The sequence below is a fragment of the Izhakiella capsodis genome, assembly GCF_900115045.1.
In the GTDB taxonomy this organism is placed as follows: Bacteria; Pseudomonadota; Gammaproteobacteria; order Enterobacterales; family Enterobacteriaceae; genus Izhakiella; species Izhakiella capsodis.
The window spans coordinates 18998-40549 of the sequence record NZ_FOVC01000012.1; the positions used below are offsets into that span (position 1 = coordinate 18998).

Genomic DNA, 21552 nt, shown 5'->3' on the forward strand with positions numbered 1-21552 from the left:
ATATTATGCCCACAAACAGAGGATGTTCTGGTGTGGGTCTTTCTTTGTCTGCATACAAGCGAATAGCTAATTATGAAAAAGAATTCTCTATCTCTGACAGTACTGGCTGCTGCATTAGTTCTGGCTGGATGTGATGGTAAAACACAATCCATTGATGTAATTAGCTGTGATAACCCTCAGATAAAAATAAAAGCAACAGAAAATATAGCTAAATCTGTCTGGGATAGTCTTACTGATAAGCAAAAATCATTTTTTAAGAATTACGATGATTTTGTAAAACAAAATCATATTACTCTTAGTTTTAAACATGAGCGTAAAGCCGATTCAGCTATTCCTGGTGAGTATGATGGCCCGGATAATAAATTTTGCGTCTTTTCATATAAAGCTTTGCCTGTTTTGAATGAAGGTAAGGGCATCGACGATGAGTTTACGGCAAAACTGAGTAAAGCGGATGACGGAAGTGCGTTTATTATTGCTTATCCTAAAGAAATGAAATTTGCAAAAAGCGTTGATGTGGAACCAACCAAAGAGCAGAGTACTTTTGATGAGTTCGTTAATGGTGAACAGAGGCGTGAATACGTGCAGCAGCAGTCTGAACTGTCTGATAAGGCTAAAACCTATCGTACAGTGCCTTTAAGCGATTATCATTATGTATCATCCGAACAGCTTAAACTCGCTTATGTTGCGAATAACCCGCAATTGTCAGACGACGAAAAAATGACATTACTTTCTGATATGTATCGTAATAGTGCTGATCAGTTTACAAAGAATGACCTGGTTAAGTCAGATTTACCACGCCTACTGGCACAGGCAGAGAAGCACCAAACTGTCAGGTACATCAAATATATTGTCTCTGATACGGCAAGTAAACCTGCGGGTATTCCTGTTGATGCAGTTTATCTCAACGAGCATCCATCAGAGGTGGATGGTTCGTTCTATCTACCCGAAAAGTATGATTTTACTCATAAAACCTTCTCCGTGGAGAAGGGGATGGGCTGCGAAGCATCCGGTCACCTACGCTACAGCGGATTTAACATCACAAGCTTCTCAAATGCCTATGCCGTAATCGTTCCTAAAGAAAATGTACTACTAGACTGCAAAGCGAGTCCAACTGATGAAGCTCAGGCACGTGAGTGGAGTAAGATATTTACGGGTGGTAATACCTCGTTCTATCAAATTATATATGTCGCTATTGATGACTGGAAACCCTACCGTGAAAATGGAATGGTGCGGAATAATGTAAGATCTTTCCTGACTCATGTTGATTTTCATTACATCGGAATTAACGGCACTAGCGATTTAATTTCTGGTCAAATCAATTGATTCTCATTAGCCCTGGTAAGCAGGGCTTTTTTATAAGGTATTAAAAATGAATACAACTTTACACGCTTGTGTTATTTGCTTCGGCTTATTTGTTTCAAGTTCGGTATTTGCTAAAAACCTCTATGAGCTTAAAGAGGGGCAAGCAATTACAGGGCGTGTAACGCTTATCTATCCTGTTATGGGTAAAGATGGTATGTCAGTACGACAGTATCAGAAATATACGCAGCAAAGCCAGAAGGCGGCTAATGTACATAAGGCGGGACAATCCACTGATGATATCTCTACCGCATTAAGCAGTATTTGGAGCAATACAAAATCAGCGGTAGGTGTTAAGGATGAAGGTGATAAAACCAGAGTGATGCTTCCACTTGACCATTCGCGTGATAATGATCCTTATTCCGAGCCTGAAGACTTTAATACAGAGCTTGGTGAATGGAAAGGTGATGGCAAGGGTGGATACAGAGCGAGAATTGTTATGACAAGTGGTGATATCTATAACCTCTACGTCAATGATCAGCAGTATAACCAGCTTGTTGCCACAGGGCTTAGACAAGGGGTTAATGTTTTGGTTAAGAGTGGTGGCAAAGGTAATAATTTGACGCAGGTTATTTATAGATGATTTTTGAATCAAAATTATTCTCTTTTAGTAAGGAGGTTTTCACCTCCTTGACTTTAAAACTATGGTTGAGTACTTTTAATTAACTCATAAATCTCATCATTAGCAAACTGAGTCATGAATTCAACTTTGATTGTTTTGCTTATTTGATTAAACAATGCCTGAGCATGTTCAATTTTACGCTGTTCTTCTAGTCGTAAACTATCCTTACCATCTACATTTTTGGTTTCAATGATAAAATTCAAGTAATCTCCTCCTGTCGTTTTAACTACATACGCAAAGTCAGGGGAGTATGTGTATCCGCCTGCTACCGGAATCTTAATGGAGTTCTTTGGTATCTTTGTAAAAACAGCTACAGACTGGATCTCTCCATCTGTTATGTTGAGCCTTTCAAGCTCTGAGTCATAAAAGACTTCTTCAAAAAGATAAGAATCCAATGGTGGTTTTGTATTATCCTGCAATACACCAAGGTCGCTTGATAATACTTCATTTAGAGGATTACCGTCAGCATTAGTGAATTTTGTAGGATGAATAGAACATGAAATCACATTGTAGCTAAGACTAAATTTGTTAAATGAATTGTTCAACAAATACTTACTAAAGCCAGATTTAATCTTTCTAATTGTCTGAATATTCAGGTAGTCAGTGATATTGAAAGTATCTTTTATCTCACAAAATACCTTATGCATAGTATCGTGCTTTGCAAAAATAGTTTGTGATAAGTTATCAAGAAACTCTCGATAGGTCATTGTATTGAGTTTAGCAAAGTCGTCATCATTACTGACGATACTTTTAGACATTGCCGTATCATTATGAATGTAAATTCTATCAATCCGAGTGTGAACACCAGATTTAGTAAACCTTTCTGTTTCTTCGAGCATAAATGACTTGAAAATAGATAAGAATTCACTTTCGTTGTTTATTTTATACTCAATGACCGCTTTCTGATTGATCAAATCCCATAACTCTTTAAGTTCACTGAACTTACCAACACGCATTTTAGTACGTTTTTTCTCATCAGTAGCTTTTTTAATTTTGCTTGGTTTTACTCCAGTAGGGAATGCTGCCGGGTATTTACCTTTCAAGCGTGTATAAGAGTCAGAATCTTTAAAGTTGTCATTCTCATCAATGATTTCATCATCAAAAACATCATTCATGAGTGTTCTGGATGAAAGATCAGGATACTGAGATAGGATTTTATCCTTAAGCTCTTGAGTAAACTTACTTGGAACAGTTTCTTTGAAGGAGCTATCGTTGACCTCTTTGACAAGAGAATCAACAAAATCTTTTTCCGTAAAATCAACATAGTAGTTCAGAGTAAAATTGCGATCTTTCACACGGCACATGTATTCATTCACAGGTAGACGCAAACCACGACCTACCTCTTGAAGTTTAGATGTGGTACTACCACTTGAACGTAGCTTACAGATCTGGAATACGTTTGGGTTATCCCAGCCTTCCCTCAATGTCCACTTAGAAAAAATAAAACGGCGAGGATTATCTAAAGATAATAAAAGCTCTTTATCATGAAGGATTTCATTAATTTCTTGCTCGATTTTATCATCTTTATCGCTGTTGTCTTTTGAAAAATATCCACCATGAACAGAAGATACATCCTTTACAGTTTTTTCAAGGTAGTTTCTATAAAATTCGTCTTTTTCTGTTTTTAAAAGTTCATTAGCTTCTGACAGAACGTACTCTTCGAACTTAGCTTTCAGGCTTCCTGCAATATCATTACCATCACGATACCCCTCAATGTCGTCAATGAAGAAAAGAGTTAGAGGCTTTATGCGTGGCCTTTGTGTAAGATACCCTTTTTCTAACTTAAAGTGTTCTTTGACTGCTTTAAGCATCATGTTATCAGCAAGTGTCTGATCGTAAGAGTAAGGATTTATCGAGCTACCAATTTTTAACTCAATACCATTACTCAACACCGCTGTACTTTTGTTTAGAGCATCGAGTGTTAAATCATGAATTGCACTATGTGTTTTTGATAGTGATTCATCTTTCGCTAATTTTAATGTTTTTTTATTGCCATTTTCATTTAGTTCAAAAGTGGCTTCTTTTCCGTCTGATTTAACAAATTTGAGGTTAGCACTACCATCACCAACTATATCTTCAATGTAAGCATCAATGCCTTTTACAAGATCTTCATTGAACGCATCTACGGCAGTCAGACGATAAACTAAGTTTTTATAGCCTTCACTAAAGGTTGCACCATAACGAAAAATATATTGAGCGTTAAATTTCTCAATATTTTCCCATGTTTTTTTAGCTGTGGGGAACTTATGAGGTTCATCAATAATAATAAATGGTTTAACCGCATTAAGAGCAGAAAATGGCGTATCAAACTGATTATCAAGCAAACCAACATCATAAGTGTCAGTCAAAGACTTGGAGTTAATCATCCCTGAGTTGATTACTAGGACGTGTATATATTTTTTGTTAAAATTGCTTGCTTCAACAAAATCATGAATAGCTTGAGGCATATACGATTTTGTGTTTTTTCCAGTGTTTTTCTGACTTTCAACAACATAAGTCTTTAATTCACGCTCGTAATCATCTCTAAAATGTTCTTTTAAAGCATCACTTTTTAAGAATTTTACAGTTCCTGCTTTGATTGAAAGAGTAGGAACAATAATGATAAATTTGTTAACGCCAAAAGATTTGTTTAGGTCAAAAATAGTTTTTGTGTAGGTATAGGTTTTACCTGTTCCTGTCTCCATAGAAACATCAATAACATTGCTTTTAGCATCGTAATTATCTTTTCCATGCTGAATGTTATTGAACTTTTGAACATTTTTTATGTTGTTGTAGTATTGTTGTTCAGTAAGGCTCAGTTCTGGATTAGCTAACATACGGATAGAAATATTATCCGTATGACGAGGTATGGCAGATACAAAGACATTCATCACCGCATCAACGCCAGCCTTTTGATGAGGTAAATTCTTTTCGAATGTGAACCCTTTAGACATGATTAGTTCCTTACCACCAAATCTAAATCAATAGATTTTTTATTAGCATAACTTTTTAGTGCTTCATTAAGTTCCATCTGTTTCGCACTTTCGAAGTTTCTGCCATAAAACACGACTTTGTTAGGTGCAAAGTCTTTGTCTGAATCCAGCTTTTGAAGTAAAGCTTTCAGAGCTTCACTGGTAAAGTTTGGCGTAACCAGATAAAGGCGACCATCGCATAAGTGCGCTTTGTAGCCAGTAAGATCAATATCTTCAATTGGCGTTGTAAGCAAACTGCCATCATATACACACCATGTAGTCAGTAGAGTGTCATACTGTTCAGGTGTCAATACAGCATCATCAAAGAAAGTATGGTTAGACAGCGTAAGCTCTGATTCATCTTTTTCTCTAAAGTCCTCTATTGTATTAATTATTTTGAAACCTACATTAGATGCATTATCACTTGCAGCTGGAATTTTATTAAACACTTCTTGTATTCTTTTTTTTGTTATTTCAAAAATAGATCTATAGCCAATAGAATAAGCGTTTTTTGTTTTATTTATATTTTCATCTTTTTGTATACATATAAAGTTTCTGCAACCAGAATCTTTGTCATTTAAATATGCAACAGCTTCTGCTGTAGTACCGGAACCGGCAAAAAAATCAAGAACCAATGAATCTTTCTCTGTTCCAATTTTTATTAGATCGGATATTAGAGGTACTGGCTTCGGCCCTTCAAATAGTTTATCCCCTAAAAGGTTTTTAAGTTCAGTTGTTGCATTGCTCGTACTATATTCAGGTTTATACCAAATTGATTTAGGCTTTTTAGTTGGTAGGTCACCAAGAGCAGGCCGCTGTTTTTTATAGATATTTTTACCATCTTTTATATCTATTACTATCAAATTATAATGCTCATCATTTATTTTCCTCTTCCCCCATGACCACGAAAGTTCTTCACCTGTAGGGCTTAATGGATAAAGAACGTAATCATCTTCATGTAGCGGTTTATCATCATCTGTTGCATAAACCTTGTTTTCTGAATTAATGAATACTGGAAACCAACCTTTCGGTCTGGATTTTCTAGAAGCATCTTGACCAGTGCGCTTTAATGTATCAGCTCTTTTAAATAAGCCATATTCATCTTCATCCCACTCTTTTTCAACTTCACTTTCATCTATATCGAATTGTCCTAAATGACAGATGTCTTTGTTTTTAGCATAGACGTATATATATTCATGCGTATCTGAAAAACCAAAGTTATCATGGTTTCCTTTGAGATTCATGATGGTCGGAAGTTTTGCAACAAAATTAGCCTGACCAAATACTTCATCGCATAGTAACCCCAACTGTTTATCTTCATTGTCATCTATAGATATGAAGATAACTCCATCTTCACGTAAAAGTTCACGAGCAATATAAAGACGAGGATAAATGAACGTTAGCCATGCGCTATGACTGCTTGAACCTTTTACAGTAAAATCGAGTATACGTGTAGCTTCATCAAGATCGATACCTGCCAGTTCCGAAAGCTGTTCAGGTGTAAACTTGCGATCATCGTTATAGGCGAATCCATCAGAACCAGTGTTATATGGCGGGTCAATGTAAATCATCTTCACCTTTTCAGCATAAGCATTAACCATGTGCTTCAATACTTCGAGGTTATCCCCTTTGATCAACAGATTCTGACTGTTCTTGTTCTCTTCACGTTGGTTATGGTCTTTATCTTCGGTGAGCAAAGTCTTCGGTGGTAGGTTAGCTAACAGACGGGCATAGGACTTACCCAGCCAGTTTAAGCTGTATGACTCTTTAGAGAGTTCGACATCCGATGATTTGACAATCTCAAGTAGCTTCTCTTGAATGAACGCCCCGTTTTTATCAAAACACTGTGGGAAGTTAGCTTTTAACACTGCAAGCTGCTTGCTGTTAGCTGTTTCTATTTCTGAAAAAATTGTTTCTTTTTGCATATCTATGTTAAACCTGATTATCTAGCCTTCGATTTGGTAGTGTTTTTGATTGAAGCTTCACTTAGACCTATGCGTAGTAGTTCTGCTGCCGCACCATCTATGCTTTTGAAGATTCTTGCTTCGTAAGGCTGTCTGGAACTACATAAGACTAACTGCTTACCTTCTAACTCAGAACAATCAAAAATGACGGTATACTCGCCTTTTGAACCTTGTATTGTTGCTCTATCAAGCAGACCCGATTTGACCCTTTCCTTAGCCATCGAGCTAAGGATAAAATTTCCACCATCAAGACCTGACATCATCGTTATGACCCCGTTATATGATATTGAAACAATATCAAATTTCGTATCATAAGGGAACTTGTGTTTAGTTTAAAGATCAGATTAAGTATCCCTAAACAGTTTGATACTTTTATCGCAAACGTGTTTATACATCCTTTCGTTTTTCCGAACCAAAGCAAAGTTTAGGCAGCGTTAAACCTTTTGACTTTGAGGGAGCTTTGCTTTCTTTTGGTAAAGGTGGGAAGTTAACTGTTAGGTTTGGGGCTTGCTTTTTCTCAGGTTCGTGTTTGTAGTTAACTTCCGGAGAAATGGAAACCTGTATTGGTTTGCTACCAGTACCCATAGCTTCCCATTCCCTGCGGGTGATCTTCAATTTCGTCACAGGGTCAATCATCACTTCATCGAGCGGATCGGTAACCATTGGCTCGGTAGGTTTTGGTGTTGTGGTTCCACCAGGTTTGTCTGCTTTCGGATCAGGACGCTTAACTAACACACTCATAAAAGTTCTAATAATGTCATAGATCTTGCGGAGATCTAATTTCCTCTTGCGTCTTAATAGTGGCGGTGGTGTGGATTTTGCCCTAATACCATAGTAAAGAGACATATCACCTGTTTTACGTTCTATTGTATTAAAGCGGCGTTTTGGCTCAGGAATAATAAGTTCTGGAGAACGTTTTTTTGGTTGCTGTGTTACAGCAGAAACAGTCTGAGGCTTAACTCTTTCTATACGGAAGCTGTTGAGGTTAACCGTGATGAAATGAGATACATCACTATTGAACAATTGTCTAAAATCAATAGCACGTTGTTTAGTGGCTTCTGCTTCTTGTTGCTCTGCTAGGCGTAGTGCCTTAGCTCTTTCAGTATGCCATGACTTACGATTTATGCGTGTCATGGAAGGGCGGTTTAACTCAATAGCTTTTGCTATTGCTAAGTTAGCTTCTTGTTCTTTTCCTTCTGCTTTGGCAGTTTCAGCTGCGACAAGGGCTTCCTGCTTTTGAGCTTCAAGACTGCGATGATCAATACGATTCGCAGAACCAGTGCGTTCCAGAGCACGGTTAGACATTCTGGACCATGATGCACGCCACTCGTCCATCAAACTGTGCTCATTCCAGTTTCTGTTCTTGTTGCCGAAACCTTGTGGTGTTATCTCGCGTAGCGTCAGCATAACGTGAGCATGGGGATTATGACCGTCAAGGTCATGGAAAGATATATCGGCAATCATGCCCTTACTGACAAAATTACGCTTGCAGTAGTTTTTCACTAACGCGATTTTGGCATCGTTATCCAGTTCAACAGGAATAGCGATATCAAAATAACGTGAGAGCTGGGCGTCTTTACGTTTTTCTATTTTTTCAATTTCGTTCCACAACACAGCAGAGTTTTTAATAATATTAAAAGGTGTGTGTTCTGGCGCAAGAATGCAGTGGTGGAACAGGTCGGAACGATATGAATAATCGTACACGTCTCCTGTTCTCACGTCTTCTATTCTTTCTCTTGCGTTATATGCGGCAAGATAACAGGACGATTTGCCTGCGGATCTTTTTAGCATACTAAACGATAAATGAAACATTGCCATACTACAAATAATACTCCTGATGTTTTAATTTGGTTTTAAAGGTGTTGACCTTGGATGTTAGTTTTTCGCAAGAAAAACTTATGTGTTGACTTTAAGGCCCCCGCCAGGCCCACACATTGCGAAGCAATGTATAAGTGGGCATTGTATTTATTTTTTATTCAGCTTGCGCCGAATCAAAATAAAACAATGGTCAAGTTTTTCGCTGGATTTTAGCGCCGAATGAAGAGGCGCTCAGCTTTGGGGGTAAAGGGATATTATCGATCTTGGGATGTTTTTCTCGCGGGTATAAATAATATAACTCGGAATTTAAGTTCTGTAAAATTTGTAATAAGAAAAATATGTGTTAATTGTTTTTAAGCGTCGAAAGAAGAGACGCTTAACGTTAAATTAACCGCAGGTGAATGTTATGAGAAAACCAATAGAAATAGAAAGTAATGAAGCAGGTGAAGGTGATATTGAATCAAAATGGTTTTTTATTTGTTACGATGAAGAAAATCAGATCCTAAATGTTAAGTTAAAAAGTAGTGAGATAAATAGTGTGTTTAAAGCAATTCGTAAAAAATTTGAAGGTCGATTACAAGAAATCAATGATCCATTAAGTATAAAGATCGTGTCAGGACAGTATGGTAATGCAATATCCTCATTAAAAAGAAGCATCATGCAAGAGTTTGTTATCGTGGTAACGGGGATATTCCTCCATCATTTTGATATAGATACGACTTATGCTACGGCAAAATTAGCCATTAAGGGGCTGTTTGGACTTTCTGTTAAACGTGAAATGATTTTATGGTCATTCTCGACGCGAGGCAGAACAGCAGGCATAAAAAGTGGCTGGTTCAATATGACAATGGGTGAAAGAACTATCCTTTATGACGCTTTCAGGTTGTTCTTTGATCCGCAAGAACAATATAAAAAGATTAAAAACAATCTGGATGAAGTCGTTTCAACCACAAAATGAAAATAAAAATAAAGGTCATATATCCCTTCATTCATTTTAAGGGTAAATAGGAGATTAATATGGAAAGAAAAAATTTACGTCAGTTAATAGCGTCAGCACAACTTGAACTTAATCGATTGTCAACTAAAGAAAAAACACTGACAAGAAAAGAGAAAACACACAGGAAAATTGTGTTAGGTGGAGAGGTTGCAAAGTATATGGGACTTGATATTGATCAGGATATGTTAGTTGGTTTTCTCATGACTTATGCTACGACAACAGAAGAACAACGTATTTGCTTTATAAGTAACGGGGCAAGAGCCAAACAAAATGAATTATTAAGAAAAGAGCAGAATAATAAAAATTCAGCAAAAAAACAGACGACAAGAAAAACGGGTGATGAGAGCAGAACAAAATTGGATGTATTAAATAATTATGGTCTCGTAAAAAATAGGTCGTCAGGAATCAATGAAAATGAAAAGAGCAATCATTTTTTTGATGTGTTATCAAAGAAATTACAGGAAAATAAAGATGAATGAAAAAAGATCATGAGTCAGAAGATGTAATTAATTCTACCATTAGCGATATAGCATCATCACTATTTATTGTTCTTTGTGATTGCTATCCTGAATTAGCCACTACTAATCTTGAAGATATTTTTAATGAAACATTTAAGAGTGATGTGATGGTTTTTATTCAAGATTATCGTAGAAGTGTCCATGAAGGTACTGAATTTAGAACTAAGGCACAGCGGATTGCTCAAGCATACACACAACAACGATTTTTTGAAAAATTATCTTCAGCGATCGAACGAAGTAAAAAATTACGAAAACATAAGACTAAAAATAGCATAGAGAACAATTAAGATAAAAAACGCTGAACAGGCGAAAACTTGTTTTTAACTGTGAAGGGTTGAGCAAACCCACCGGGTGCGGTAGTAATTAAACTTGCAAATAGGATTGATATTATTTTAAAAAATTTTACTAAAAGGTCGTTGTGCACTTTTTATATTCAAACGCACCCCCATTTTTTAATAGGGGGTTATTAATGTTTTTTAAAAATTGATTATTTAAAAATAACGTAGAAACCATTCTGGAAATGGTTGGGCGTTAATTTTTTTTGTGCATAGTGCAGTTGGAAGTACACTATGCCCCAATCTTATCAACTAAATATAATATTATTTTTATCTATCATTTGCGAAATCAAACGGCCTAACCATAGAACTCTTATTTGCATCCAGAAAATCAGCCCACCATTGTAACATTAAGCGGCGCTGTTCAAGGTGTTTCGCTTTATGCGTGTAGGCGGCACGGACATTGTTTTTTTCCATATGGCTCATTTGAAGTTCAACCACATCTTCTGACCAGATACCTGATTCAATCAGAGCACTACAAGCAAGGGTTCGGAAGCCATGACCGCACAAGTCGGTTTTGGTGTCATAGCCCATTTTACGTAGCGCCTTGTTGATGGTGTTTTCACTCATCGGTTTCATGGCATCATAACAACCCGTAAAGATAAAACCGTTATTACCACTCACGTCATAGCTGAGGTTTTTTAGCTCTTCCAAAATTGCCAGTGCCTGATTGCACAAGGGAACATAATGCTTCCTACGCATTTTGGCGCCACGAGCAGAATGCTTTATGCCCTCAATTGCTTGACGCTGTTCCGGTATAACCCACAAAGCACTTTTAAAATCAATCTCTGACCAACGAGCAAAGCGAAGTTCACTGGAACGCACAAACGTCAGTAGATTGAGTTTGATCGCCAGTAACGTAAGCCTACTACGTCCCTGATAACCCTCAATACGTTCCAGAAGTGATGGTATTTCTTCCAGTTCAATTGCAGGCCTATGCTCTGTCTGGGGCTTCTGTACAGCACCTTCCAGATCATAGGCAGGATTGAAGCGGATGATTTTTTGCTGAACAGCATATCGCAGTATAGCGGTAGCATACTGTTTTACCCGCATAGCGATTTCAAGATAACCGAGTGTTTCAATCTTCTTGATTGGAACCAACAGATCACCTGTATCTAACTCACCGATATCCTTGTTTCCGATATCAGAAAACAGGTAAGTTTCAAGACGAGTCCAGACTGTGCGCTGATAATCTTCTGACCAGGTTGTTTTGGTTGCAAACCAGCTTTTGGCAACGCTTTTAAAAGCGCGGGTATTGTTACGCTTTTCCTGAACACTTTTGTTGTCAGCCTGTTTTTTAGCGCTGGGATCAATCCCAGAGGCTAAAAGCTTTTTGGCTTCGTCGCGGCGTTGCCTTGCGTCTGCCAAAGAAACGGCAGGGTAGACGCCTATGGAAAACACCTTTTGTTTCGCTTCAAAGCGATAACCCAACTGCCAATATTTTGAACCGTTAGGATGTACCAGCAGATAGAGGCCGAACCCGTCAGTGAGCTTAATCGCCTTTTCAGCAGTCTTTGCATTTTTTACTTTAGTATCAGTAAGTGGCATGACGGTTTCCCCAGATTGCTGGTAAAAAGAAAATCGAACCAGCTTTACCAGCATTTTTACCAGCAAAAGGGTGTAGCTTCGAGTGTTTTTTAATAGATGTGAGTAGACAAGCTTGAAGGGTTAACCAATTGATAGAAAGCAAAAAACCAGACGTCAGTAGACATCTGGTTTCTTTAAATTGGCTCCTCTGACTGGACTCGAACCAGTGACATACGGATTAACAGTCCGCCGTTCTACCGACTGAACTACAGAGGAATCGTTTGAACCGTGCGAATAGTAATGGGGTGGATACCAAATGTCAAAGCGCCTTTTTACTTTCGTCATGCGTTTGCTGATTAATTCAACGATTGGGCGCAAAGTAGCCTGTTTCATCGTGGCGTAGCAGATAAGCCCATGCATTGAGGCTGTTTGCTAGCCTTAACAACGGCTGAGACATACAGGTTGCACGGTCTGTACACATTTTCTGCACCATCGGGGTGCAACAAACAGACGGACTTAAACATAAACAGGCTTTCTTGGCCTGATGAACGTACCACGGCTATTGAAAATATGAACTCCTTGAAAAGCTGGCACGTCACTTGCAGGCATTCAGGCAAGCGTAACGGAGGCAATATGAATTTAAGACGGCTCAAGTATTTCGTGAAAATCGTTGATATCGGTAGCCTGACCCAGGCTGCGGAGGTTTTGCACATCGCACAACCGGCGCTCAGTCAGCAGGTTGCGACGCTGGAGAGTGAGCTTAGCCAACAGCTTCTGATCCGCACTAAACGGGGTGTAACTCCGACTGAAGCCGGAAAAATTCTCTATGCGCATGCGCACATTATTCTGCGTCAGTGTGAACAGGCGCAGCTGGCGGTGATTAACGCGGGTCATGCGCTGACTGGCCAGGTCTCAATTGGGCTGGCGCCCGGTACCGCCGCTTCATCGCTAATCATGCCATTTCTTCAAATGGTACGGGAACAACTGCCGGAAGTGCAGGTCTATCTGCACGAAAAGAACTGCTCTTCATTAAATGATAAGGTCATTCATGGGGCGCTGGATATGGCAGTGCTTTACGAGCGTTCGCCGACGGCAGGTTTAACCAGCACCCTGCTGCTAAAAGAGGAGCTCTACCTGATTGGCGCCGGCGAAGGACCGGGGCGAAATGTCGATCTGGCGGAGGTTGCCCGGATGAATTTGTTTTTACCACTGGATTACAGTGCGGTGCGTAAACGTGTGAATGAGGCTTTCTCTCTGCGACGGTTGAGCGCCCGAATCATCGGGGAGATTGAGTCGATCCAGACCCTTAGCGCTGCCGTAGCAAGCGGCATGGGTGTGACCGTACTGCCGGAGTCTGCCTCCCGCGCGATGGTCAGCTCAGGGAATGTCTGGATGTCGCGTATTACCAGCCCGATGCTGAATTTGCCGCTTTCGCTAAATGTTTCCTCACGCCTTCCGCTCTCTCCTTCAGCCCAGGCGGTGAAGAATATTCTGCTGTCGCTGCTAAGTAAGCCGGTTATCGAAGATTGTGAGCTGATGCTGGTGGGTTAGTGACAGCAACAGATAGTGGCAAAGTCGGCCTCGGTTATCAGTCTTGTAGCGTTAATTCACTGTGATGAATATATGACTTGCCTGTCTGCGGCGGTTCTGCTCTCCGCTGTAACAAGCGTGCTGGCGGCCACTGATTTCGGGTCCGCGCGAAAAATTTTTCACAGGTATCCTGCAGGCACGATCTGACGCTTGTTTACTGTGCCTTCTGGTTTTCACCTGGTCTTTACGCGAAAAGAGGCAGGCAGGGGTGCTGTTCTGAGGATCCTGTCAGATGCTGATATCTGATAACACATCAATATCACCGAATCTTTATTTCTTTAGAACAGATACAACGTTTTTTATTATTTGTTCTGTGTTAATAGACTGCCTGACATCGGGATAAATATTAATGGCGAGCGGAGATACGTGTGAACTTCCAGCCGCTCATAATTATCTGTAAAGCCGCACGCCGGGATTTTAACCTCACTGCAGTCTCAAATTCGCTCTCTATCTCACAGTCGGGCGTAAGCCGCCACATCAAAGAGGCCCGGCATTTTCTACTCCAGCAACACTCCGCGGCATAATGACATTCCCTGTTTGAAGTTAAACAGACAATCGGACGACTATTACCGGCCTGTTTATCAGCAAAGGAGGGAGATGGTTTCGATCGTTTGTTAACCGACGCGAGAAGACGTTGAAAGGGGGAAGCGGTGGATAAAAAGCAAAAAAAACCAGACGCTACAAGCATCTTGTTTTTTTAATCTGGCTCCTCTGACTGGATTGGAACTGAAATTGTTTGTGTATTGATATTTATGAATTTTATTCAGTTTCGAAAAATAATGAGCCCCCATTGAGGGCCCCTTCTGCAGTGCATCAAAATTTGACGGTTGAAAGGGAACTTTCACATCCATCTGAATGCTATTTGATGGCAAGGTGTAGTGACCTGTTACGAAATCGCAGTGAGCACCATCATTATTTGAAAATGATACCATAGTCAGGTCCCTCAGTTTTTAGTTGGCAACGCCCCCGGATAGTGCCGGGCGATGATGTCGTTCAGCTTATCAACCAGTTCAGGTCTCTTGAACGTGATATGAGTAGTTCCCTTCTGAAAGTACTTGATCGCAAACATCTCATCCTCATAGCGGTTGCTATGCCCGTTCTCATGGATATGATCGCCGAGACGACGGGTAACGTCCGCGCGGCTGTCGGGAACGGGCTTTTCATCAAGGATCATGAACATGTGCTCAAGGTCCGCCAGGCGGTCACGCTGCCAGCCCCAGTTCAGACTAAACCCCCACCGGTCGCATTTGACCAGCCCCGTCACGATGATTTTCCTGCCAAAACTGCAGGGCGAGTTTGTCTTGAAATTCCAGCTCAGGCTTTTGAAGACGTTTATAACGCCGCGCTCGAATACCTCACCTTTGCTCTGATGCAGTAGCTCAAACGTACTGAGAATGTTCGCTTCACTGACAGCCGGAATGTCCTCCTTTTCCAGGCTTTTGTACCACTGGTCACGCGCCTGAGCATCCATGATGGAAAGCATCCCTGACCGCTTCATCAAGTCTCGCCATATACCGCGATCGAGATTACGGGTAATGGCTTTCATCGCCGTTTCTGTTTTCTCCATCAACCAGCAGCCGCAGCGAAAATCCTGCTTCATGGCCCAGTCCAGGGCGGTTTTACCACCGATACTCCGGGTTAGCGTCGAGATATCATCAAGTTGCTGAATGAGTGCTTCAATCTGCGCCAGTGCGGTATTACGTCCGGTGACGATACATTCAATGCTGGTGGAGCAAATTACGTCGGTATGGTCAGTTAATACTTCAGGCTCTGTGATGGTGAGTTCTGACATGCTTTTATCCTTTATATAAAGAAAAACGCCAGCGGGCGAAGGCTGGCGTTTATGCGTGGGTGATGAGTTTGGTTTCGTGGCTAATCTGTTTTGGTCTGTTGCAGACGCGGCAGATGGAAGAGATCGCGAACATCATTCCGTGCCTGTTCAGTTCAGGGCAACAGCGCTGATGAATGACGCCGTGGTGAAGTGCATCGCCGGGGACGTCAGGCACGTCAGCAGAAGGCTGCAGTCCCGACAACCTATACCGCCACCGGGCCCTGTCAGGTCTGGTCATGGGATATCACCTGGTTACCGTCGGTGGTACGTGGACGCTGGTATTACCTGTATATGATAACCGATCTATATAGCCGGAAAATCACCGGGTATGAAGTGCATGAAACAGAAAGCGGTGAACAGGCTGCGGCTTTAATGCAGCGCAGTGTCATGCGTGAAGGCTGCTGGCGTCAGCCTTTGGTGTTACATGCTGATAATGGCGCAGCGATGAAATCCCAGACACTGCAGATGAAACTGCATGAGCTGAATATCACGCTATCTCACAGCAGGCCGCGGGTCAGTAACGATAATGCGTATGCAGAGTCACTGTTCCGGACGCTGAAGTATGTGCCGCAGTGGCCGTCATCGGGGTTCAGAACACTGTCGGATGCCCGTCAGTGGGTGAATAAATTTACCCGATGGTATAACGAAGAACATCGTCACAGCGTAATACGCTATGTTACGCCGTCAGAGCGACATCACGGAGAAGATCATGTGCTTCTGAAACAGCGTGATGAACTGTACCGGAGCGCGAGACAGGCTCATCCTGAACGCTGGTCAGGTAAAACGAGAAACTGGCAGTCTGAAGGGGCAGTTATCCTGAATCCGGACAGGGAAAAACAGGCGGCTTAAATTAACCGGGGGTGACAACTACCTTGACACTTACCGTCTATAGGATGACAAGAGTATGATATTTTGTGCTATGTAGAAGGCAGTTTTCATCGCACAATGAGGGCGTTTTAAAAAATCATTTTAATATCGGTCTATTGGTGGCTGTTGAGCCAAGGGCGGTAGCGTGCTTTTTCTTCGTGTCACTAGGCGGGGGATCTTTGAAATTTCCTCTGCGAGCTCGTTTCAACTGCAGGTGCTGAAACTGTAGCTGTGGTAATGAATTACGCAGTTCCACCTTCCGCTGGTGATAGGAATGACGTAGCAAGTATAGTGAGTTAACTTTTTGTTTTTTTTCATAACTTATTGAATGTATAGTGCTATATAGCTGAGTTTTATAAGGATAAAAAATGTTACTACCGGTAATTATGGCAGGTGGCACAGGTAGTCGCCTCTGGCCGATGTCCCGCGAACTTCATCCTAAACAATTTTTGCGTCTGCATAGCCTGCACTCAATGTTGCAGGAAACGCTAAAACGTCTCGATGAAATAGATGTTGGCGAGCCTGTCGTAATCTGTAACGAAAATCATCGCTTTATGGTGGCTGAGCAACTGCGACAAATCGACATGTTGTCTCATAACATCATTCTGGAGCCCGTTGGCCGCAATACCGCACCAGCTATCGCTCTCGCGGCCTTGAATGCCATTGCCCAAGGGCATGATCCCATCATGCTGGTATTGGCTGCAGACCATATCATCAAAGATATTACGACCTTTCATAAAGCGATTGAGGCGGCAATGGCTTATGCAGCTGGTCAGAGTCTCGTTACGTTTGGTATTGTGCCGACTGGGCCGGAAACGGGCTATGGCTACATTCAACGTGGCGAAAACTCTGGCGAAAGCTCAGTGGCATCCAGTGTGAAACGCTTCGTTGAAAAACCAGATCTTGCAACAGCGCAGACTTATGTAGACTCTGGAGAATATTTTTGGAACAGCGGCATGTTTATGTTCCGTGCCAAGCGTTATCTGGAAGAGTTAGAAAAATTTCGTCCGGATATTTTGGATGCTTGCCGCCGTTCCTTGACTGACATTGAATGTGATAAAAACTTTATCAACGTTAATTACGATGCTTTTTCCAGTTGTCCCGATGAATCAATAGACTATGCGGTGATGGAGAAGACCACGGATGCCGTGATGATCCCGCTAGACGTTGGCTGGAGTGATGTAGGTTCATGGTCTGCATTATGGGATGTTAGCGAAAAGGACGGAGAAGGTAATGCATTAACGGGAGATACATTCCTCCACAATACCCACGACTGTTATATTAATACTGATGAAAAATTGGTTGCCGCCGTGGGCGTTGAGAACCTGGTAATTGTTAATACCAAAGATGCGGTTTTAGTGATTGATAAATCAAAGGTTCAGGATGTCAAAAAAGTTGTCGAACATCTAAAAAAACATAAACGCACAGAATTTAGAAGGCACCGTGAAGTTTACCGCCCGTGGGGTATTTGCGACATTCTGGTGGATGAAAAACGCTTTAATGTGAACCGCATTACCGTAAATCCAGGCGAAGCATTTTCTTTGCAGATGCACCATCACCGCACAGAGCATTGGGTGGTGCTTGCTGGTACGGCAAGAGTGACAACCGGAGATAAGACTTTCCTGCTGACTGAAAATCAGTCCACTTTCATTCCTATTGGTGTGGTTCATCGTTTGGAGAACCCGGGGAATATTCCTCTGGAACTGATTGAGGTGCAAGCGGGATCTTATTTAGGTGATGATGACATTATTCGGATTAAAGATCATTACGGTCGTTGCTAAGTTTTGAGGTTTTAATGAGTAGCTTAACCTGTTTTAAAGCTTATGATATTCGTGGTCAGCTTGGTGAAGAACTGAACGAAGATATAGCTTATCGTATCGGCCGGGCTTATGGCGAATATCTTAAACCAAAGCGTGTTATTGTTGGTGGCGACGTGCGCCTGACCAGTGAAGCGCTTAAATTGGCGCTGGCTAATGGATTGCAGGATGCTGCTGCTGATGTCTATGATATTGGAATGAGCGGAACAGAAGAAGTCTATTTTGCTACTTTCCATCTTGAGATGGACGGTGGTATAGAAGTGACCGCCAGCCACAATCCAATGAACTACAACGGTATGAAACTGGTACGTGCCAATGCACAGCCGGTGAGTGGAGATACCGGCCTGTCGGCAATTAAACAACTGGCTGAAGAAAATGCCTTTCCTTCTGTTGCCGAAAGCAAACGCGGCAGCTATCAACAAATTTCAGTTCTCACCGAGTATGTTGATCATCTGTTGGGTTACGTTGACACTGCGACACTGAAACCGATGAAGCTGGTAATTAACTCCGGCAATGGTGCGGCAGGGCACGTTATCGATGAGATAGAACGCCGTTTTAAGCGCGACAATGTCCCTGTATCCTTTATAAAAGTACACCATCAACCAGATGGCAATTTCCCGAACGGCATCCCTAACCCACTATTACCTGAGTGTCGTGCCGATACGGCAAAAGCGGTACTCGAACATCAGGCCGATATGGGCATTGCTTTCGACGGCGATTTCGACCGTTGCTTCCTGTTTGATGAGAAAGCGAATTTTATCGAAGGCTATTATATTGTCGGGCTACTGGCCGAAGCATTCCTGCAAACCCATCCAGGCTCCAAGATTATCCACGACCCGCGTCTTTCCTGGAATACAATCGATATTGTTACCCAGGCTGGTGGTATCCCGGTAATGTCAAAAACCGGACATGCATTCATTAAAGAACGGATGCGTAAAGAAGATGCCATTTATGGCGGCGAAATGAGTGCCCACCATTATTTCCGTGATTTCGCCTATTGTGACAGTGGTATGATCCCATGGCTGCTTGTAACGGGTTTGTTTTCCAGCAGAGGGAAAGATTTGAGCCAATTGGTGGGTGATCGTATGCGTTCTTATCCGGCGTCGGGAGAAATTAACCGTCGGCTCGTTAACCCTGAAAAATTAATTAAGCAGATTCATGCAATTTATGGACCTGAAGCAACTAAAATTGATTTTACAGATGGTCTGAGCATTGAATTCGAGAACTGGCGTTTTAATCTACGTACATCAAATACTGAACCAGTAATAAGGCTTAATGTTGAGTCAAAAGCTGATGAAAGTGTAATGAAGAATAAGACAGAAGAGTTACTTACGCTTTTAGACAGGATGGAATAATGAAATCTTTATTAATGTCGATATTTAATTATCGGGGATTTATTGGGAGTAGTATTAAGCGAGACTTCCAATCAAGATATAAAACAAGCATGCTTGGAGCAGCATGGTTGGTTTTACAACCTCTTGCAATGATCATAGTCTATACGGTCATTTTTGCTGAAGTCATGCGCGCAAGGATGCCTGGTGATACAGGGCCATTTGCATATAGTATTTATATCTGCTCTGGATTATTAACCTGGGGTTTTTTTGCTGAGTTAGTTACTCGCTTACAAACTGTTTTTGTTGATAATGCAAATTTCTTGAAGAAGATAAACTTCCCAAGAATATGCCTTCCGGTTATATCATTAGGCGCTTCATTTATTAACTTTTTGATTATATTCTCCCTTTACTTGCTGTTTTTACTCTTTACCGGTAATTTTCCCGGAATATATATATTTGGGATAATCCCTCTGCTAATTGTTCAAATTATTTTTTCATTGGGACTTGGGGTCATTCTTGGAGTTTTAAATGTATTCTTCCGGGATGTATCGCAATTCATGAATATACTTCTTCAGTTTTGGTTTTGGTTCACTCCTATAATTTATATAATTGATATTTTACCAAAATGGGCCAGTAAATGGTTAATGCTGAATCCTATGACAGGCCTTATTGTGGGCTATCAGAATATTTTTGTGAGAAAACAATGGCCTGATTGGAGCAATCTCTACTTGATTGGAGCATTATCCGTGATACTGCTTATTGTTGCCCTTCACTTATTCCGGAAGCATTCCGGTGACATGGTAGATGAATTATAATGAGTAGTATAATTGTAAAGGGTATTTGTAAATCCTATAAAAAATACAATAGTCGTTATGACCGTCTTATTGAATGGTTTTCTCCATTTAATAGTTGTCGGCATAGTGTTACCACTATTTTGGACGATATCAATTTCACCGTGAACCCTGGCGAAGCTGTTGGTATCATTGGGGTAAATGGTGCGGGCAAGAGTACGTTACTTAAGATTATTACTGGCACCACAGCAGCAACACGAGGTCGTGTAAAAATAAACGGACGTGTTGCCGCTCTGCTAGAATTAGGGATGGGTTTTCATCCTGATTTTACTGGTCGAGACAATGTTTTCATGTCAGGGCAGTTACTCGGCATGTCGCTTGAGCAAATTAGAGAGCTCATGCCATTTATTGAAGAGTTTGCTGAGATAGGTCAGTATATAGATCAACCTGTACGTACTTATTCTAGTGGGATGCAAGTTCGTCTTGCTTTCAGTGTTGCGACAGCACTGCGACCAGAAGTATTGATTGTTGATGAAGCCCTTTCTGTTGGTGATGCGTATTTTCAGGCTAAATGTTTTGCTCGCATCAAAGAATATAAATCACGCGGTACAACTTTATTAATCGTATCGCATGACCAAGCAGCTATTGCAAACCTATGCAGTAGAGCAATTCTTCTTGAAAAGGGTAGGGTCGTTGCGGATACGGTACCTACCGACGTTATGAATTTGTATAATGCAAAACTATCAAAAACGTCGGATACTATGGATGTTAAATTGCATGAAGGGAAAATGGTATCAGGAGACCTTCGTGCAGTTGTAAATGGATTTTATGTTTTGGATAGTAAAGGTAATAAAGTTGAAACACTAACTGTTTCTAATAAATATGAATTGTGTTTTGAAATAGATAATAAAGAAATCAGTTCTGGATTAACTCTTGGTTTCCATATTCGTGACAGATTGGGTAATGTTATTTTTGGCATTAATACACTGGCATTGAAAGCGGATATTTCCAGCTTAGGACCTAAGCTGATTAAGTTTATTCTGAATATGAATATTGGCGTTGGTGAATTTTCTGTCTCAGCTGCGTTACATAAAGAACGCGACCATTACGAAGAATGTTATCACTGGGTTGATGGTCTGGGTACATTCCATGTCGTTGCGCCAGAGAGAATATTTGTTGGTAGTGCATGGCTAGATGCTGATTGCCAAATAGTTAACTTGGAGAAATAGTT

The 21552-nt window shown here is 41.0% G+C and carries 16 protein-coding genes, 1 tRNA gene and 2 pseudogenes; 12 read left to right on the forward strand and 7 right to left on the reverse strand.

Annotated features, from left to right (window positions below):
- Positions 1–72 precede the first annotated feature (72 nt).
- Both BM191_RS14215 and BM191_RS14220 read left to right on the forward strand, forming a co-directional pair.
- Positions 73–1323, forward strand: coding sequence for a hypothetical protein (locus BM191_RS14215; RefSeq protein WP_092879310.1), 1251 nt, complete (start codon positions 73–75; stop codon positions 1321–1323).
- Between the two features lie 46 nt (positions 1324–1369).
- Positions 1370–1942, forward strand: a complete 573-nt coding sequence (locus BM191_RS14220; RefSeq protein WP_092879312.1) for a hypothetical protein — start codon at positions 1370–1372, stop codon at positions 1940–1942.
- A 59-nt stretch (positions 1943–2001) separates the two neighbouring features.
- Here BM191_RS14220 and BM191_RS14225 read toward each other — a convergent pair whose 3' ends face one another.
- From BM191_RS14225 to mobQ, 4 genes are all read right to left on the reverse strand, one after another.
- The gene (locus BM191_RS14225) at positions 2002–4914 is read right to left on the reverse strand and encodes a type III restriction-modification system endonuclease (protein ID WP_092879314.1); all 2913 of its coding nucleotides are present in this window, start codon (positions 4912–4914) and stop codon (positions 2002–2004) included.
- A gap of 2 nt (positions 4915–4916) precedes the next feature.
- A complete protein-coding gene (locus BM191_RS14230; RefSeq protein ID WP_092879316.1) occupies positions 4917–6857 on the reverse strand; it encodes a site-specific DNA-methyltransferase in 1941 nt (646 codons plus the stop codon).
- A gap of 17 nt (positions 6858–6874) precedes the next feature.
- A complete protein-coding gene (locus tag BM191_RS14235) occupies positions 6875–7159 on the reverse strand; it encodes a hypothetical protein (protein WP_092879318.1) in 285 nt (94 codons plus the stop codon).
- A 124-nt stretch (positions 7160–7283) separates the two neighbouring features.
- Positions 7284–8714: a MobQ family relaxase gene (gene mobQ, locus BM191_RS14240; protein WP_092879320.1), complete on the reverse strand. Its 1431-nt coding sequence runs from the start codon at positions 8712–8714 to the stop codon at positions 7284–7286.
- Positions 8715–9120: 406 nt separating this feature from the next.
- Between mobQ and BM191_RS14245 the strand changes: the two genes are divergently transcribed.
- From BM191_RS14245 to BM191_RS14255, 3 genes are read left to right on the forward strand one after another with little or no spacing between them, the layout of a single operon-like run.
- The gene (locus BM191_RS14245) at positions 9121–9672 is read left to right on the forward strand and encodes a hypothetical protein (protein WP_092879321.1); all 552 of its coding nucleotides are present in this window, start codon (positions 9121–9123) and stop codon (positions 9670–9672) included.
- A gap of 59 nt (positions 9673–9731) precedes the next feature.
- Positions 9732–10190 (forward strand): conjugal transfer protein TraD, encoded by a 459-nt coding sequence (traD, locus tag BM191_RS14250; RefSeq protein WP_092879322.1) that lies wholly within the window; start codon positions 9732–9734, stop codon positions 10188–10190.
- Positions 10187–10516, forward strand: a complete 330-nt coding sequence (locus tag BM191_RS14255; protein WP_092879323.1) for a hypothetical protein — start codon at positions 10187–10189, stop codon at positions 10514–10516. Before traD ends, BM191_RS14255 begins: the two co-directional genes overlap by 4 nt.
- Positions 10517–10834: 318 nt before the next feature.
- On the opposite strand, the gene BM191_RS14260 is transcribed toward BM191_RS14255, so the two are convergent.
- The gene (locus BM191_RS14260) at positions 10835–12112 is read right to left on the reverse strand and encodes a tyrosine-type recombinase/integrase (RefSeq protein WP_092879417.1); all 1278 of its coding nucleotides are present in this window, start codon (positions 12110–12112) and stop codon (positions 10835–10837) included.
- 179 nt (positions 12113–12291) lie between these two features.
- Positions 12292–12367, reverse strand: a tRNA-Asn gene (locus tag BM191_RS14265).
- Positions 12368–12724: 357 nt separating this feature from the next.
- Between BM191_RS14265 and nac the strand changes: the two genes are divergently transcribed.
- Complete coding sequence (gene nac, locus BM191_RS14270; protein ID WP_092879325.1) at positions 12725–13642, forward strand: nitrogen assimilation transcriptional regulator NAC; 918 nt, start codon at positions 12725–12727, stop codon at positions 13640–13642.
- Positions 13643–14049: 407 nt separating this feature from the next.
- Positions 14050–14166: pseudogene (gene cbl, locus BM191_RS17285) on the forward strand (HTH-type transcriptional regulator Cbl); the annotation flags it as partial.
- A gap of 458 nt (positions 14167–14624) precedes the next feature.
- On the opposite strand, the gene BM191_RS14280 reads toward cbl, so the two are convergent.
- Entirely contained in the window at positions 14625–15473 is an 849-nt protein-coding gene (locus BM191_RS14280) for a DUF4942 domain-containing protein (protein WP_092879326.1), read from the reverse strand.
- 192 nt (positions 15474–15665) lie between these two features.
- Here BM191_RS14280 and BM191_RS14285 point away from each other — a divergent pair.
- The 5 genes and pseudogenes from BM191_RS14285 to BM191_RS14305 form a co-directional block, all read left to right on the forward strand.
- Positions 15666–16361 (forward strand): annotated as a pseudogene (locus tag BM191_RS14285) (IS3 family transposase); the annotation flags it as partial.
- A gap of 386 nt (positions 16362–16747) precedes the next feature.
- Positions 16748–18160, forward strand: a complete 1413-nt coding sequence (locus tag BM191_RS14290) for a mannose-1-phosphate guanylyltransferase/mannose-6-phosphate isomerase (RefSeq protein ID WP_092879329.1) — start codon at positions 16748–16750, stop codon at positions 18158–18160.
- Between the two features lie 14 nt (positions 18161–18174).
- Positions 18175–19551 (forward strand): phosphomannomutase CpsG, encoded by a 1377-nt coding sequence (gene cpsG, locus BM191_RS14295; protein WP_092879331.1) that lies wholly within the window; start codon positions 18175–18177, stop codon positions 19549–19551.
- Positions 19551–20345: an ABC transporter permease gene (locus BM191_RS14300; protein ID WP_092879332.1), complete on the forward strand. Its 795-nt coding sequence runs from the start codon at positions 19551–19553 to the stop codon at positions 20343–20345. The genes cpsG and BM191_RS14300 overlap by 1 nt, the downstream gene beginning before the upstream one ends.
- Complete coding sequence (locus BM191_RS14305; RefSeq protein WP_092879333.1) at positions 20345–21550, forward strand: ABC transporter ATP-binding protein; 1206 nt, start codon at positions 20345–20347, stop codon at positions 21548–21550. Before BM191_RS14300 ends, BM191_RS14305 begins: the two co-directional genes overlap by 1 nt.
- Positions 21551–21552: the final 2 nt, after the last annotated feature.

Coding starts and splice junctions, on each gene's coding strand:
- BM191_RS14215 (WP_092879310.1), top strand. CDS start 73: ATGAAAAAGAATTCTCTATCTCTGACAGTACTGGCTGCTGCATTAGTT.
- BM191_RS14220 (WP_092879312.1), top strand. CDS start 1,370: ATGAATACAACTTTACACGCTTGTGTTATTTGCTTCGGCTTATTTGTT.
- BM191_RS14225 (WP_092879314.1), bottom strand. CDS start 4,914: ATGTCTAAAGGGTTCACATTCGAAAAGAATTTACCTCATCAAAAGGCT.
- BM191_RS14230 (WP_092879316.1), bottom strand. CDS start 6,857: ATGCAAAAAGAAACAATTTTTTCAGAAATAGAAACAGCTAACAGCAAG.
- BM191_RS14235 (WP_092879318.1), bottom strand. CDS start 7,159: ATGATGTCAGGTCTTGATGGTGGAAATTTTATCCTTAGCTCGATGGCT.
- mobQ (WP_092879320.1), bottom strand. CDS start 8,714: ATGGCAATGTTTCATTTATCGTTTAGTATGCTAAAAAGATCCGCAGGC.
- BM191_RS14245 (WP_092879321.1), top strand. CDS start 9,121: ATGAGAAAACCAATAGAAATAGAAAGTAATGAAGCAGGTGAAGGTGAT.
- traD (WP_092879322.1), top strand. CDS start 9,732: ATGGAAAGAAAAAATTTACGTCAGTTAATAGCGTCAGCACAACTTGAA.
- BM191_RS14255 (WP_092879323.1), top strand. CDS start 10,187: ATGAAAAAAGATCATGAGTCAGAAGATGTAATTAATTCTACCATTAGC.
- BM191_RS14260 (WP_092879417.1), bottom strand. CDS start 12,112: ATGCCACTTACTGATACTAAAGTAAAAAATGCAAAGACTGCTGAAAAG.
- nac (WP_092879325.1), top strand. CDS start 12,725: ATGAATTTAAGACGGCTCAAGTATTTCGTGAAAATCGTTGATATCGGT.
- BM191_RS14280 (WP_092879326.1), bottom strand. CDS start 15,473: ATGTCAGAACTCACCATCACAGAGCCTGAAGTATTAACTGACCATACC.
- BM191_RS14290 (WP_092879329.1), top strand. CDS start 16,748: ATGTTACTACCGGTAATTATGGCAGGTGGCACAGGTAGTCGCCTCTGG.
- cpsG (WP_092879331.1), top strand. CDS start 18,175: ATGAGTAGCTTAACCTGTTTTAAAGCTTATGATATTCGTGGTCAGCTT.
- BM191_RS14300 (WP_092879332.1), top strand. CDS start 19,551: ATGAAATCTTTATTAATGTCGATATTTAATTATCGGGGATTTATTGGG.
- BM191_RS14305 (WP_092879333.1), top strand. CDS start 20,345: ATGAGTAGTATAATTGTAAAGGGTATTTGTAAATCCTATAAAAAATAC.